Genomic DNA, 16,469 nt, shown 5'->3' on the forward strand with positions numbered 1-16,469 from the left:
TGCATGAAAACCAACGAAACAGAAAATAGAGAAAATCTTTTATCGATGACAGAAGAAGAATTAAAAAAACGCCGTGAAGCCGTTGAAGCAGCCATCAGCACCCATGCGATAGAGGGAATAGCGCTTCATCCTACAACACTCAAAATTTTAGAAGAATACGCAAAGGGGAATATTTCACTCGAGGAATTTAACACTCTTATGGATAACGTAAAATTATAAGGAAGCTACAATGCCAAAAGCAAAAGCAAAGACAAAAAATATACAGACAGTTTCTCCCCATCATTATGTCTACCCAAACACCACAACACTCAAAAATAAATATGGAATAAAAGACTTAAAATCCTTTCTGGAGAAATGCTCACATGATACAGCAGAAGCAACGGTTAATCTGCGTGAAGCCCCCTTACCAGAAAAGTTTGATAGCTCCTATCTATGCTCTATTCATCACCACTTATTTAAAAATACCTTTGAATGGGCTGGATATCTGCGCCATCTCCCCTTTACATTTGAAGATGGCACCATAGCCGCTATGCCCGAAATGAAAAGAACAGGATGGGAAAATCCTTTTGCACTCGGTGATGAAATCCAAGACGGTTTACAAAAATTAGATCAAACGCTTGCCGAAAAAGATAATTTGCAAGGCTTAACGCGCGAGAAATTTAACGCTGAAGCAATAAGCTTATTTAACGCCCTTAACCAACTTCATCCTTTTAGAGGAGGAAATGGACGTACACAACGGGTCTTTTTTGAAAATCTTGCCAAAGCCGCAGGGCATCAGCTTGATTTTTCACTGATTACAAAAGAACGCATGATGCTCGCCAGTGTTGCTGTAGCAGAAAATGGTGATCTAGAACCAATGCAACATCTGTTTGAAGATATCTCTAATCCCAATAAAATACTTCTTTTAAAGGAATTCATGAGCAACATGAAAGAACTTGGGCGCAATGTTAATGATCGTCCTGTTATGGTTGCAAAAGAAGGTGAAACTTACACGGGCACCTATAGGGGTGCTGGTTATGATAGCTTTGCTTTCAATGTGAAAGGCGCTTATATCATCGGTAATAAAGAGCATCTCACACAAGAACAACTCAAAACATTAAAACCCGGTGACAAATTTACCTTTACAGTCCCAAAAACAAAAGAGCTTGAAAGCATTCTCATTCCACAAGAAAGATTAGCTCCTTTGACAGAAAATGAAAAAGCCGAAATGATTGCTGAAGATTCTTGCGTACACACAAGCTTAAAACAGATCCAGAAATTGGCAAAAATTGTTTATGGTAACGAAAAAATATTAGACAAACAGATGGTAGAGATCATCAAAAATCCAAGCTTAGGCCAGCAGCTCGCCAACCAGATTGAAAGAGCACCGTACTCTATTTCTCATCTTGCAGGTTTCAGTTTATGTGGACTACAAAATCAGGCACGCGCAAACGCTAAAAATCATCTTGAGATGCTTTGTACTGCCGTTGCAAATTTCACGCATGCTGTAAAATATGCTGAAAAGGAAATTACGCAAGAACATGCAACAGAACAAAGTCGCCTTGCAAAAACAATAGAAATGCCAAGTCAAAGCTTGCAAGACCTCTTCACCTTGCCAAAAGAATTACAGCAAGAAGCTTTAGCAAAAAATCCTTTATGTCAAAAAGAGCTCAGCAACTTTGTAAAAAAGATCAACACCCGTCTCTCACCAAATGAACATAAAGCAGTCCAAAATAATGAGTATGAAACACTAGCTCAAAGCATTGGTGTATCAGAAAATAAAGCCAAACAAATTACAGAAATTATTAAGCAAACCAAAGAAGTACATCAACGAGCACAAATATGCACAATGCATCGTTCCCAAGCATTTGCTATGGCCTGCTAAGAATAGACAAAACCTTCCTCCTTGATGAGAAGGGCTCATAAACGGAAACTATTTGGTGTTATCTGCACCTTTGAAAAAGAGATGAGAGTTCATATCACACACCTGAAAAAGAGCATTTCGTAACATATTCTGACAGAATTGAAAGTAAAATACAATGAAATATACCAAAACACAAATGGTACTTATTTTAATACCGATCGCTTTAGGTGCTTTAACGATATTCCTTGTCCCTCATTTTTTACTGTTAATAACAAATGGACTAAAGAGCGATCAAATTTATTGGACTCTTCGTTCTGAGCCTTTATTAGTCTTAGCACTAACGGCTGCTGTTTCATTGTTGTATAGTCTGTCGCAAAAACTGCACTTACGTAAAATAATCACTTTTGTCTCCGTTGTTTTTTTTGGAACAACCGCTCTTTACTATATTGGTGGTGAAATAAAACGTTTAAGTCCCTATGTTGGCCAACAAGGAATAACGTGGAGCTATGCTCTTCAATTCATGGACCCCATGGTTGTTTTTGGCATCATCATTGGTGTTTTTTTTTCCATCATTCAATTCGTAACAACCCTTCCCCCTAAAAGTAAGGTCAAGCGTGCAAAAAAAGGTATTTTTGGTGAGGCCGCTTGGATGAATTTAAGAGAGGCAGCAAAAATCTTTCCTGCCAATGGGCAAATTGTTGTGGGTGAAAGATACCGTGTCGATCAAGATAATGTGTGCAACATTCCCTTTGCACCTGGCAATAAAACAACATGGGGAAAGGGTGGAACAGCCCCTTTGCTAACCTTTAATCTTGATTTTGGTTCAACTCATATGATCTTTTTTGCTGGTTCTGGTGGCTATAAAACAACAAGTACAGTAGTTCCTACGTGTTTAACCTATCCAGGGTCTATTATTTGTCTTGATCCTTCAACAGAAGTTGCCCCAATGGTCAAATTTGCGCGTCAAAAAATGGGAAATAGAAATGTCATTGTTCTCGATCCTAACTCATTGTTAACAAAAAACTTTAATGTCATCGATTGGCTTTTAGACGACAGCGTACCACGCACACAACGCGAAGCAAATATTGTAAGCTTTTCAAAGTTGCTTCTTACAGATAAAAAATCAGATAATTCTTCAGCGGAATATTTCTCAACACAAGCCCATAATCTATTAACAGCTCTTCTTGCTCATGTTGTATTTTCTGATGAATATGAAGACAGCGAGCGCAATTTAAAAACATTGCGTGGTATTCTCTCTCAATCAGAAACAGCTGTTGTTAATCAATTACGCATGATTCAAGAAACAACACCTTCTCCTTTTATTCGTGAAATGGTTGGTATTTTTACAGAAATGGCAGAGCAAACCTTTTCAGGGGTTTATACCACCGCCTCAAAAGACACCCAATGGCTTTCTTTATCCAATTATGCAGATCTTGTCTGCGGAGATGATTTTTTTTCCTCAGATATTACCAATGGCAATACAGATGTTTTTCTCAATCTCCCCGCAAGCATTTTAAACAGTTATCCAGCTATTGGACGTGTGATTATTGGCGCCTTTCTCAATGCCATGGTTACAGCAGACGGTAACTATAAAAAGCGTGTTTTATTTGTCTTAGATGAAGTTGATCTTTTAGGCTATATGAATATTTTAGAAGAAGCCCGCGACCGTGGACGTAAATACGGTACATCCTTGATGCTCTTCTATCAATCCTCTGGCCAGTTGGTCAACCACTTTGGAGAAGCAGGAGCACGTTCATGGTTTGAAAGTTGTTCCTTTGTCAGCTATGCTGCCATTAAAGATCTCCAAACTGCCAAAGACATTTCAGAACGCTGTGGCCAAATGACCGTTGAAGTAACCGGAACAAACAAATCAAGAGGTTTATCTTTAGGAAAGAGTTCATACAACGTCAATTACCAACAAAGAGCCCTGATTTTACCCCACGAAGTTATTCAAGAAATGCGTCAAGATGAACAAATTATTCTGATGCAAGGACAACCCCCTTTGCGATGTGGTCGCGCCATCTATTTCAGAAGAAAAGAAATGTTAGCCGCAGCTGCAAAAAACCGCTTTGCCCCAAAAGCACAGAAAAACTAAAAAACACCCTCTAATGGAGGTCATGCATCAAAACAAAAACATCAAAGGATAAAAGCAGAGATTCTATCTCATAAAAGCCTATAAAGAAGGAATTCCCGCTTGATACAACAAGAAAAATATGGGGAAAAGTCTTTAAATGATGGTATTATGCCTGTGCTTACCAATGCCAATTTTCTTTATAAAGCACTCTCCTCATCTCCAAATAATAAATACCAATCATATCTATGCCTTGAGAATCCTATCAGGAAACTTTTGAAGGCACCGCTTTCATAGGGAAATTTTTCTACAAAAAAATTAAAAGACAATATGCATGAAAACAACCCAAATGAACCATTCTCTCTCAGTAAAAGAAAAAAGTGCCAAGATAAAGATTGATACACTCAAAAACACCTACGAATTTGAGGGATTTTTTCCTCACCCAAGTCTCAACATCTCAAAACAATATGCGTGGGGGATTTTCAAACAAAAAGTTTAACACACTCTCATAGACAATGTAACATTATAAGGAATGTAACAATGCCCAAAGCAAAAGAAAAAACAAAAGGAATTCCTTCACCCCATAATTATATCTATCTTGGTACCCAAATTCTCAAAAATAGATATGGAGAAACAGATTTAAAACGTTTTCTGGAAAAATGCTCACATGATAGGCAAAAAGCCATGATCAATCTGCGTGCAGAACCCCTGCCAGAATATTTTAATTCAACTTATCTATGCCATATCCACCAACAATTGTTTAAAAATACCTTTGTATGGGCTGGACATCTGCGCCATATCCCCTTCGCATTTACAGACGATAGCATTGCCGCCATGCCAGAAATGAAAAGAATGGAATGGGGCAATAATTTTGCAACCGGTGAAGAAATCCCTGAACTCTTACAAAAATTAGATCAAACGCTTGCCGAAAAAGACAATTTGCAAGGCTTAACACGCGAAGAATTTGTCAAGGAAGCAACGAGTCTATTTTATTCTCTTCACAAAATCCACCCATTCATAGATGGCAATGAGCACACAGAACAAGTCTTTTTTGAAAATCTTGCCAAAGCTGCAGGACATCAGCTTGACTTTTCGCTTGTCACACAAAAACGTATGATGGCTGCCTGTAGCGAAGCAATGCAATATAGCAATACACAACTGTTGAAAGATCTTTTTGAGGATATCTCCAATCCCCCCAAAATACGTCTTTTAAAAGAATTTATGGACCACATAAACAATACGGGACGCAACGTGGATGATCGCCTTGTTATGGCAACAAAGGCAGGAGAAACCTATATAGGAACTTATAAAGGTTGTTATTCAGAAAGTTTTATACTCGATATGCAAGGAACTTACATCATTGGTAGCAAAGATGATCTCACACCAGAACGATTAAAAACATTAAAACCTGGTGATATCATTACCTTTACCGCCCCCAACAGCAAAGAGCTTGAAAACACGCTTATTCCAAAAGAAACATTAGCGCCTCTCACAAAAAGTGAATGTGCCAAAACAGTTGCGCTAGATAGTTACGTTCTCAAAGCTCAAAAGCAAGTCCGAGCTTACGCAAAAACTGTTTATGGTGACGCAAACGTATTAAACGAACAGATAGAAGAGATTATTAAAAATCCAGAATTCGGCAGACAGTTTGCTAATCAGATTAAACAGGCACCGCACTCTGTTTCTCCTCTTGCAGGTTTTAGTATATGCGGTCTACAAAATCCGGCACGTGTACACGCTCGAAATTATCTTGATGTGTTCTCTCTTGCAATTGAGAATTATGTGTATACTGTAGAAGCTACCTATAATATAGTCACTCGAGACCATAAAATTAAACAAGAACGCCTTGGAAAAGCGGTAGAGAATCCCAGTCAAAACTTGAAAAATATTTTTGCTTTATCACCGGAAAAACAAAGAGAAATCTTGTCTCAATCTCCTCAATTACACCAAGAGCTCCGTACTTTTATAAACAGTTTAGAACATCGTCTCTCATCAAACGAATGTAGTGCGATCACAAACAAAGATTATGAAACACTTGCACAAAGTATTGGTATATCAGAACAGAAAGCACGAGAAATTACCGACATTGTTCAAAAAGCAAGGAACGCTCATAGCCAATTCTACACACGCACACAAAATCGTTCAAATACACTTGCTATGGCCAACTAAAAAATATGAAACTTTGTTTTTTTGATTTAAACACCTATGTGGAAGAGATATTTTAATATTCTTATCATACATGCAAAAAACAGACTACTTAAGCGCCCTACCACCAATTTTGCACATAGCATATACACCATATCCAAAGCAATTGGACAGGATAATTGTTAATTCCTTTTAAACGTCATGATTACTATTGACGAAAGCTACAAAAGCCTATTTTATTTGTCTTAGATGGAGTCGATTTTCGTGGTTATATGAATATTTTAAAAAGAGCACTCATTTTACCCCACGAAGTTATTCGAGAAATGCGTCAAGATGAACAAATTATTCTGATGCAAGGCTCCCCTTCGCAATGTGGTTGCGCCATCTATTTCAGAAGGAAAGAAATGTTAGCCGCAGCTACAAAAAACCACTTTACCCCACAAAAGAAAAACTACCCTCCATGATGCGATATTGACAAAAAATAACCGCCCGCATACAAGAAAAACAGGTTCAAAAAATCCATGATTTTTCTTTTTATATTTTGTGCATCGTTTTATCAGCTTTATCAGCGCCCATGGTCTTTAAAAAGTCTTTATAAAAACGCCCATACACCCAACCAATAGCGACACTAATATCTCCACTTGGAAAAGGAACCCATTTCTACAAAGTTTTTCATCTATAATTTATATAATAAATTGATTTATAAATGATAATTTATATTTTTTTGTTAAATAAGAGACTAAATAGCGTAAGACTCTCTCATCTTAAATCTGTTCCATGTCGTGTTGCATCAATCAAAACTCTGTCGCCTGCATGTCACAAGCGAGAGCCTCATGTAGAGTAAAACTGTACAAGAAAGGCATACCTTTTTATGAACCGTCTCTAAGGACCAAGGTCTTGTCCGAAACATTAGGCACTCAAAGTATGTGAGGATACTGGCTTCTTTATGAAGCGTAAAAATGGGAAAGCTCAATAGATTTTATACACTTCATGGGGGGCTTTAACGTTGTACTATTTATGAGCACCGTCGCCAAAAGGGTGTGTTAAAAGATGTCTCTTTAAAACAAGCCCGTGAATTAGCACCCCAATGGTATTCTGTTTTACGTCAAGGGCGTTCCTCCATTAAAGAACATAATCAACAAAAGATTTGCCTTTGAGACAAGAAGTTCTCAAAACACCCACACGACAAACATCGATTTTCTCCCTCCCCCCCCAAAAAACATCCAAGATATACACCAAAATGAATAAATCATTCTTATACAAGCTTTTCCCCCTTTACGATATCATAAAGTGTTCTATTTTAATGATAAAGCGCTGAAAAAGGCTTTTCTCCCCAACCAAAGAAAAGTTTTTATTCTCTTATGGGTCTTAAATCTTAAAGCAGCGCACACAATAAGAGCAACAACACAAAGTAAAAAACATTTTGTTGCAAAAATACACAAAAAAGATGTTCGTATGGCAAGATATTCATATGGAGCAATAAAAAAAATATAATGGAGAAAAATTTTTGATGACTGCTTTTGCCCATAGATTCACCAATCTGAGAGCTGTGTATGAAAAGTACCAGCACCATCCACTAACCAAGAGCGATTACACCCGCTATATCCACGCCCCTCATCAAAGCGCTCTTGCAAACAACTTTGTTAAAGGAAAAAACAACAATTTTAAGCAACATTTTTCTTTTTGACCTCTTCCTTACACCTCAAAAAACGAAGATTTTACCCAGAGTCAATTTATAGAAAATCCATTTTCTGACCACTCATGGGCTTCATATCAGCGCCCTAAATACCAGCATTTTACAGTACAAGATAATAAACAAAGGAAACATCAGAAAAGCTTTTCAAAAGCATCACAAAACGATTGATACAACATCCATACACTGAAGGGAAAAGCACTCCCTCTCATAACAACCAAAATCTCAAAAGAATACGCGAAGGGGAATTTTTCACATGGCAGCGTTTAAGACGCTCATCAACCACCACCCTACCTACTTAGGAGAGATTACATGTTAGAGCAAAATTATCTATATAAAGGAACCAAAACACTCAAAAATAAATATGGCATCAAAGACCCTAAAAAACTGTATCAACGCAGTACCCATGACGTCACTAAAGCAGCCGTAAATTTTCGCCATGAACCACCCCCACAAAAATTTGATGCTTCCTATCTAAAACTAATCCACTGGAGCCTCTTCTACGAAACTTTTGAATGGGCGGGCCACACCCGCGATACATCCTTTACATTTGAAGACGGCACTTCTGCCCATATGCCGGCGATGCGTCCCAAAGGTTATGAAGTTCCTTTTGCTATTGGACCGAAGATTCAAAAAGAACTAAAACAACTCGAAAAAACACTTAATGAAAAGAACAATTTAAAAGGTTTATCGCGCCAAGAATTTGCTGAAAGTGCCGCTGAAGTTTTTATGGCGCTTGAACACGCGCATCCTTTTAGAAAAGGGAATGGGCGCGTCAATCGAATGTTTATGGAAAAACTTGGACAAGCAGCAGGGCATACCATTGACTTTTCTTTCATCACAAAAGGACGCATGACAGCAGCTTGTATTGAAGCCATGCAATATGGCAATCCTCAACCGATGAAAGATCTTTTTGAAGATATCACGCATCCGCAAAAATCCCTTGTTTTAAAAGAATTCATCTCCCAAATGAGAAACGCTGGATTGGATGAAATTAACAATCGTGTTGTTGTTGCTGCAAAAGAAGATGTAACCTATAAAGGCATCTTTAGAGGTTTTTCAGCAGAAGGTTTTGTCATGGAAGTAGAGGGAGCTTTCGTCGTCGGACACAAAGATGATCTCACCCCAGAACTCGTCAAAACATTACAAAACGGTGCCCGCCTCTGCTTTCAAAAAACCAACGTTCAAAGCTTAAAAGAAACACTGATCCCAAAAGAAACATTAGCCCCTCTTACCCATGAAGAGTTATTTGAAAGGATTTCAAATGACGCTTATGTTGAAGCATGCCGAAAAGAAATCGAAAATTTATCAAAGACTGTTTATGGTAAAACCCACGCCTTAAAGACAACATTAGATATCATAACGGCAGCTCCAAACTTAGGAAATCAGTTTGCCGATGAAACTTTACAAAACCCTCAATCAATTTCTAAATTTGCTGGGAGTAAAATACTTGGCATGAAAAGTTCAAATCGCAGACAAGCCGAACAGGCTGTTCCACAACTCAGCCAAGCCCTTAAAAATTATGGCGCAATAACACAACAAACAAAAGATGCAATTCTAGAGCAACACCAAAGAGAACAAAATCGCCTGAACCACACTGTCGAAAAACCTAGAAAAAATTTACAAAACCTTTTTGCCTTACCAGAAGAACAACAAAGGGAAGCTTTATTGCATTCTCATTCACTGCGACAAGAACTCCATACCTTTTCACGACAACTACACAATCGTCTATCCTCAGAAGATCGTAAAGCCATACAAGAAAAAGACCATACCAGACTAGCGTGCCTCCTTGGGACATCGGAAAGCAAAGCAAAAGAAATTGCGAATACAGTAAAGAACACCCAAGAAGCACAATGCCAAGCTCGCAGCTTGAAAGTTAGTCGTTCCTCATCGCTGGCTCTTACCGGCTAAAAACGCGTAAACTTTTGCCTTCCAACAGAACTCTTTATGCCAATCATTTTATCTCCATTGCGCCCACCAATTGTTTTAAAATGTTACAAAAGATAGTCCTAAAAATGAATCCTATAATTTACTATAACTTATTGATAATATTTCATAAAAAAACTGTATAAAAGACATAAATATCCATTACATATCAATATGAATAGCGTGAAGTCTTTGGAGACCATTCAGTTTGATATTCTTCTTTTGTCCTAAAAAATATCAAAAAAGTGGGGAATGCGCCAAAGAGGTTTTCTAAAAATATTGAAAGGAAACAGCCATGAAAAAAAGTCATCCACAACCAGCTCCCCAGAACCCAGAAGCTCTATACGCACAAGTGGATAAATCACAAAGAAGCGGAGGTCGGCGCATACCAAGCGAAGCATCTCCTTACGACAGACCGAGAGGGAGAACAAATGAGCAAAAAAATTCTCCCTACAATACACCAAGAACAGGTGCATATAACACGCCCCCTTCTCAACAGCCACTAGGAACTATCTATGCCCCCCAATACCCATTAGGAGCTACCCATGCAGCGGTTGGCAGAGGTTCGCGTGAGCCTTCTCCGGAAAACCCTACAAATCCCTATGCAGTCGTTAATCTAACATCGGGTGAAACAGAGTTCCAAGAACAAAGAAACCCCCTCTACGATACATCGAGGGAAAGTACTCAGGATTTGCAACGTTCCCCAAAACCAGAGGAACATCTTTATACCGAGCCTGATTTTAGCAAAAATAGTAGACGCTCTCCTCAAAAACCACTAGAATCTGTCTATGCAAAACTTGGCATGGGCGCTGAAGACGGTCAAGAACCTCAAAAACCAGAACATCTCTACGCAGAGCTTGATTTTGGTGCAAATGGTGGACTCTCTCCCCATAAACCACTCGAATCTGTCTATGCAACTGTTGGCATGGGGGCTGAAGGCGGGCAAGAGTCCCAACAACGAGAAAATCCCATCTATCAAGGTGTTGGCAGAGGAGCAACACCCCCTCCCAGAACCCCAAAAGATGTGGTTACAACAAAGCTTTTACAAAGCAGAGAATTTCAACATGGTATAAGAGTAACCCAAGAATGGTGCACAGTTGTTTATGGTAACGCACATGCTTTGAATGAACCACTTGCTCAGATTCTTGACGATCCCAAGAATGCAGAAAGAGTCTTATGGGACCTTGCAGAACATCCTGAAAGCCCTGCTAAGCTCGCTGGTAGGCAAGTGCTTGGCGTAAAAAGCCCCAATCGCAGAGCAGCTGAAGATGGTTTTTCTCCCCTTTGCTCAGCTCTTGAGAAGCATATACGTACGGTACAAAAGCTCCATAAACAGTTTACACGTGAACAGGAAAGAGATCAAAGACAAGAAAGTCCAGAAAGAGACCCAGAACACAGACATCACCACCATCATCATCACGCAAGAGGACGAGAATACAATAGTCCAGAGCCCAGCCCACAACGACAAAGACATGGAGAAAAAGGAATGGCTTTTGCCATGTAAGTGGACATAAACATAAAAACAGATAGGTTTTTGTTTTTCATGTAATTTTTTTTCAGTGAGTTTCTTGGTGCAAATCATTTTATCGTGATTGCACCAAGAATTGTTTTAAAATATTACAAAAAATAGTCCTAAAAATGGATTCTGTAATTTATTATAACTTATTGATAATATTTCATAAAAAAACTGTATAAAAGACATAAATGTTCATTACATATCAATATGAATAGCGCAAAATCTTTGGAGGTCATTCGGTTGGATATCTTCCTTATATAAAAGTTATCAAAACTAAAAGTGGAGAATGCACCAAAGAGGTTTTCTAAAAATATTGAAAGGAAATATGTATGAAAAAACATCATTCACATCCTTCTGCAAATCCAGAAGCCCTCTATGCAACAGTTAATAAACCAAACAGAGGAAACCAGCGCGGACCAACCCCAGAAGAAGACGTTCTATACGCATCCGTTAGCAGTGTTTCTCCTTCAAGAGGGAGACATCCTGATCGGGGAAGAGAAAATCCTGAAACCGATTACACAGAGGTTGCTCCCCCAAAACGCGAAGCTGAGGTTACATACGCATCCGTTAGCAGTATTTCTCCTTCAAGAGGTAAACATCAAAGGACAGAAAATCCTGAAACTGACTATACAGAGGTTTCTCCACAACAAAAAGGAAGATCATCTTCACCTTCTCTCACAGCTGATCAAATAAGTGTCATGCTTTTAAAAAATCCACACGTCCAAGCACATGCAGAAGAAGTCATACACTGGAGTAAAATTGTTTATGGCGATGATACGATTTTCCAGCAGCACTTGCAAGGAATACTTACAGATCCCACTAAAGGAAAAGACCTTTCAAATCAACTTGCTGAAAATCCTGAATCTATACATAAACTTGCTGGCCGCTCCGCACTTGGCTTAAAAAATCAAACACGCAAAGCAGCTGAAGATGGTTTTAGATCGCTCGTTGATGCCGTTGATGGTTATACGAAAGCTGTACAAGACGCAACAACAAGACTATCGCAAACCCCTCTAGCGGAACAAAGACGCCATCAAAAAAATTCTCAGCAAGTTGAGAGACACCATCATCATCATCGTCATCATCACACAAGAGAACAAGAACACAATAGTCCAGAGCACAGCCCTCAACGACAAAGACATGGAGAAAAAGGAATGGCTTTTGCCATGTAAGGGAGCATAAACATAAAAACAGATAGTTTTTGTTTTTCATGTAATCTTTTTTTCAGTGAGTTTCTTGGCGCAAATCGTTTCATTGCGATTGCGCCAAGAGTTGTTTTACAATGTTACAAAAAATAGTCCTAAAAATGGCGCCTGTAATTCACGATAACTATTGATAACTTATTGATAATATTTCACAAAAAAACTGTATAAAAGACACAAATGTCCATTAAGCTGATTGCAAATAGCGCAGATCTTTGGAAGCTCATTCAGCTCGATATTTCTTTTGTCTCAAAGCGATCCAAGCATAAAAGGCAAGAATGCACCAAAGAGGTTTTCTAAAACAATTTTTGAAAGGAAACATGCATGAAAAAAAAAACACCCTCATCCTTTTCCATCCTCTTCAATACAAGAACTTATAAAGCTCTATGAACAAGCGGCGGCAGAGGTCTCAGGCGCTGCAGCCCCCCTTCCTAAAGAAACGCCTTCAAAAAGCAAAAGACTGTCATCCATACCGGAAGAAGATGAGGAAAGACAATCTCTTTTAAGCGAAGAAACTGTATATGCATCAACAAATCGAACAGCTTCGTTAACAAGAGGCGGCTCTACCAAAAGACCGCAAGAAGCTGAAACGACACACTCAACAGTTACTTCACAAATTACCCAAAGGACAACAAGAGTTCTCTCAGAGGAAGAAATCATTCTATTTCTTCCACACCATTCATTGGTTAAAACATACCGAGAGGAAATCCAACATTTATCCGCAAAAGCCTATGGCAATCCAAATATTTTGCAAGAAAAAATGCAGGAAATTCAAAAAAATCCTGCTGCAGGAGAGGAGCTCTCATGGCGCATGGCAGCTCATCCTGAAAGCATCACTAAACTTTCCGGCACCAACATGTTGGGCTTTAAAAATCGAACGCGTAGACAAGCAGAAGAAAGTTTTTCCGCTCTATGCATTACTATTGATTGTTATACAGAAGCTGTAAAGCAGGCAAGAGAGAGCCTCTTACAATCTCCAGATCAAGAACTCAAAAACTATGAACGCTTTATGGGGAAAGAAGCTGTCGCTAAACTTCTGCAAAAACCAGATCATCGTGAAAAAGAAACTCTTTCAGAGACAGAAATTTCTACCCAAATTCAACAACATTCAAAAGTCAAAAGACACCGCGCCCAAATCCAATATTGGTGTAAAGTTGTTTTTGGGAACGAAAACATTTTGCAATCACAAACAGAAGAGCTTTTCCAAAACCCTGAAACAATAGAAGCACTCGCACAGCAACTTATCGGAAATCCTCAATCTATTCACAAGTACGCTGGTCATAACTTTTGTGGCTTTAAAAATCAAGCACGCAGACATGCTGAAGCGGGTCTTTCTCACCTCATTGACGCCGCTGACAATTATGCAACAGCTGTAACACAAGTAAGAGAGAGCCTTTCAAAAACTCAGCAGACAAAACAAGGACACAATGAAGCATCTTCTGAGAGAGCGAAAATCTTGCATCAACAACAAAGCGTCTCACAGTCTGCTCAACGCGTTGAGCTTTCAACAGTAACGCATGAAGGAGCAACAACCTCTACTCAACAAAGAGAAACAGATATTCGTCCTCGCAAAACTGCCGCCCCAAAAGCGATGGCTTTTGCCAGCTAAACAGACATAAGTTTTCACGTTGAATCCAACGTCTTGGCGCAACCATAGCAGAGGTGATTTGCGCCAAGAAATGGAGAAATTCATTCCTCCACTACTTAATCTCAGCTATTGATCAAACAATATTTAGAGAGTGATTATGATCTGAACCATGAGAGTCAAATCTTGTGAAACTTCTCAGTTTCATATCCTCTCTCATAAAAGCAAATGAAAAAGCATAAAACAGAATAAAAACCAACGTGCATTTTTAAATAGTATTTAAAAACAATATTGGAAGAGTTTGAAAGGAACATGCATGAAAAAAAGAAATCCCTCCCCTTTTATCACCGAAATGATGGAAAAATTTCAACAACCGGCTGAACAATCCCCCACTAAAACCACTCCTTCCCAAGTTTCTCAAAATTTGCCAAAACCAACTGTAGAAAAACACCCAGAAAATTTATCACACCACCCAAAAGTTGCTCCACCACCACCCCCTCGTATGAAAAGCCCAATGCAAACCAGCACAATGCCTCTTAACGCCAAAAACCAAGAGACGCCTCCCTCACAAAAAAAAGCAGCTCCACCAAAACCTCCGCGTGTAAAAGAGAGACAACAACATAAACAAACAGTTCAAGAATCCCCCTCCCTACAGACAAAAGTGGCTCCACCCCCTCCTCCACGCATGAGAGAAAAAGCACAAACCGGCACAACAATCTCCCACTCAAAAAACCAAGAAAGCTCCTCTCCGCACACAAAAACAGCTCCACAAAGACCTCCACGTGCAAAAGAGAGGCAACAACATAGACCAACAGTTCAAGAGTCCCCCTCCCTACAAAAAAAAATGGCTCCGCCCCCGCCCCCACGTATGAGAGAAAAAACACAAGCCGACGCAAAAATCCAAAAGCATGAAACCCAAGAAAGCCCCTCCACGCGCATAAAAATGGCCCCACAAAGACCACCGCGTGCAAAAGATAGAGAACAAAATAAACCAACTGCTCAAGAATCCCCTTCTCTACAGACAAAAGTGGCTCCGCCCCTTCCCCCACGCATGAGAGACAGAGTGCAAAACGGCACAAAAATCCAAAATCCTGAAACACACGAACCAAGTGTTAGACCCAAAACACCATCACATATGAAAGTCAGGCAGCAAAGCAGTTCATCATCACAAGACAGTGGAACATATGCCATCCCGCCTTCAAGAAAATCGCACCGTATGGAAAACAGAAAACAAAGCGATACTGTCGTCCAAAAGCCTGCCTCTCCACACACAGCAATTGAACAACCAAAACCGTCTCACGAACAAAAACCATCTATTAATACAATGGAAAGAGAGCTATTGCTCGTAGCATATCAAGAAGAGATACGATTTTTGTGCAAAAAGGTTTATGGCGACCGACTTATTTTAGAAGAAAAAATTGCAGAAATTAAAGAAAACCCTGATATGGGAGAACAACTCTTATGGGATGTTACAGAACAGCCTAAGTCTATTTCTAAGCTTGCTGGTAGAAAAGTTCTTGGCATAAAAAATCATGCGCGCAAACAAGCTGAAGAAGCCCTTCCCACCCTATGTGCTGCCATTAACGGTTATGTGTATACTTCAAAATATACAAAAAGTGAAAATATTTTACAAGGTTCTCACACGGAACAACAACATCAGCGACAAGCACAAGAGGAAGAGCTAACAAATCAACATTTACAAAATCCGCTCAATTCAGAAAAGAAAATAAAGCCTCTCTCAAATGAGGAAATTGCCCGCAGAGTTCAAAAAGATCCATCGGTTCAATATGGTCAAAGAGAGATCCAATATTGGTGCCAAATTGTTTATAAGGATCCATTTATTTTGCAATATAGACTAGAAGATATGCACAAAATTCCAGAGATGGGAGAAGAGCTTGTATTTCAAATTGAAAAGGATTCTACATCTTTTGCTCCACTTGCTGGTAGAAAAAACCTTGGCGTAAAAAACGGAGCACGCAAAGCTGCTGAAGAAAATCTTCCTACCCTTTGTACCGCCATTAAGGATTATGCTGATACGATAAAACAGTTAAGAGAAGCCATTGTGCAAAACCATCAGGAAGAACAACAAAAACGTCATCAACCACTTACCGATCTCGATAAAAAATTACAAAAGCAGCAAAGCTTATCGCAGCCCCCGAAGCTTCCTGAACGCTCAACAGCAAAGCGGCATCAAGAAGTTGCAGCAACTTCTAGACAAGAAGACCAGCCGCATGTTCGACCGCGCAGAGCCGAAACATCAAAAGCAATGGCTTTGTCGTGATAAATCTCCTAATTGTTGGCTTTTTATCCAAAACTTTGGTGCAATTATCTTGCCAAGATTGCATCAAAGACGGTGTATGAAATACAGAAATTTTTGAATAAGACCCCCCATTATTTTACAGAATTCATTGATAAAATTTCACGATAATACTTCAAAATTATAAACTTTAACTTTGTTCCATGCGAATAAGATCAATTTTTTCAATCA

The 16,469-nt window shown here is 39.1% G+C and carries 10 protein-coding genes and 1 pseudogene; 10 read left to right on the forward strand and 1 reads right to left on the reverse strand.

Annotated features, from left to right (window positions below; translation table 11 throughout):
• The first annotated feature begins 3 nt into the window (after window positions 1–3).
• The 8 genes and pseudogenes from ACFIMS_RS07555 to ACFIMS_RS07590 all read left to right on the forward strand — a co-directional run bounded on the left by ACFIMS_RS07555 (window position 4) and on the right by ACFIMS_RS07590 (window position 12,366).
• On the forward strand, window positions 4–219 hold the full coding sequence (locus tag ACFIMS_RS07555; RefSeq protein WP_375610603.1) for an antitoxin VbhA family protein: 216 nt from the start codon (window positions 4–6) through the stop codon (window positions 217–219).
• Window positions 220–229: 10 nt separating this feature from the next.
• Window positions 230–1,864 (forward strand): BID domain-containing T4SS effector, encoded by a 1,635-nt coding sequence (locus ACFIMS_RS07560; RefSeq protein WP_375696559.1) that lies wholly within the window; start codon window positions 230–232, stop codon window positions 1,862–1,864.
• A 154-nt stretch (window positions 1,865–2,018) separates the two neighbouring features.
• The gene (traG, locus tag ACFIMS_RS07565) at window positions 2,019–3,938 is read left to right on the forward strand and encodes a Ti-type conjugative transfer system protein TraG (RefSeq protein WP_375696560.1); all 1,920 of its coding nucleotides are present in this window, start codon (window positions 2,019–2,021) and stop codon (window positions 3,936–3,938) included.
• A 516-nt stretch (window positions 3,939–4,454) separates the two neighbouring features.
• Window positions 4,455–6,083 (forward strand): BID domain-containing T4SS effector, encoded by a 1,629-nt coding sequence (locus tag ACFIMS_RS07570; RefSeq protein ID WP_375696561.1) that lies wholly within the window; start codon window positions 4,455–4,457, stop codon window positions 6,081–6,083.
• Window positions 6,084–6,331: 248 nt separating this feature from the next.
• Window positions 6,332–6,523 (forward strand): annotated as a pseudogene (locus ACFIMS_RS07575) (type IV secretory system conjugative DNA transfer family protein); the annotation flags it as partial.
• Window positions 6,524–8,064: 1,541 nt separating this feature from the next.
• Entirely contained in the window at window positions 8,065–9,663 is a 1,599-nt protein-coding gene (locus tag ACFIMS_RS07580; protein WP_375696562.1) for a BID domain-containing T4SS effector, read from the forward strand.
• A gap of 310 nt (window positions 9,664–9,973) precedes the next feature.
• The gene (locus ACFIMS_RS07585; protein ID WP_375696563.1) at window positions 9,974–11,182 is read left to right on the forward strand and encodes a BID domain-containing T4SS effector; all 1,209 of its coding nucleotides are present in this window, start codon (window positions 9,974–9,976) and stop codon (window positions 11,180–11,182) included.
• A gap of 341 nt (window positions 11,183–11,523) precedes the next feature.
• The gene (locus ACFIMS_RS07590; RefSeq protein WP_375696564.1) at window positions 11,524–12,366 is read left to right on the forward strand and encodes a BID domain-containing T4SS effector; all 843 of its coding nucleotides are present in this window, start codon (window positions 11,524–11,526) and stop codon (window positions 12,364–12,366) included.
• A 414-nt stretch (window positions 12,367–12,780) separates the two neighbouring features.
• Here ACFIMS_RS07590 and ACFIMS_RS07595 read toward each other — a convergent pair whose 3' ends face one another.
• The gene (locus tag ACFIMS_RS07595; RefSeq protein ID WP_375696565.1) at window positions 12,781–13,056 is read right to left on the reverse strand and encodes a hypothetical protein; all 276 of its coding nucleotides are present in this window, start codon (window positions 13,054–13,056) and stop codon (window positions 12,781–12,783) included.
• 22 nt (window positions 13,057–13,078) lie between these two features.
• On the opposite strand from ACFIMS_RS07595, the gene ACFIMS_RS07600 reads away from it, so the two are divergent.
• Window positions 13,079–14,005 carry a BID domain-containing T4SS effector gene (locus ACFIMS_RS07600; protein ID WP_375696566.1) on the forward strand — a complete coding sequence of 309 codons (927 nt, stop codon included), beginning with the start codon at window positions 13,079–13,081 and terminating at the stop codon, window positions 14,003–14,005.
• Window positions 14,006–14,297: 292 nt separating this feature from the next.
• Entirely contained in the window at window positions 14,298–16,262 is a 1,965-nt protein-coding gene (locus tag ACFIMS_RS07605) for a BID domain-containing T4SS effector (protein ID WP_375696567.1), read from the forward strand.
• Window positions 16,263–16,469: the final 207 nt, after the last annotated feature.

Origin of the sequence: Bartonella sp. AP331QHHD, assembly GCF_042195905.1 — a bacterium.
Classification (GTDB): domain Bacteria; phylum Pseudomonadota; class Alphaproteobacteria; order Rhizobiales; family Rhizobiaceae; genus Bartonella.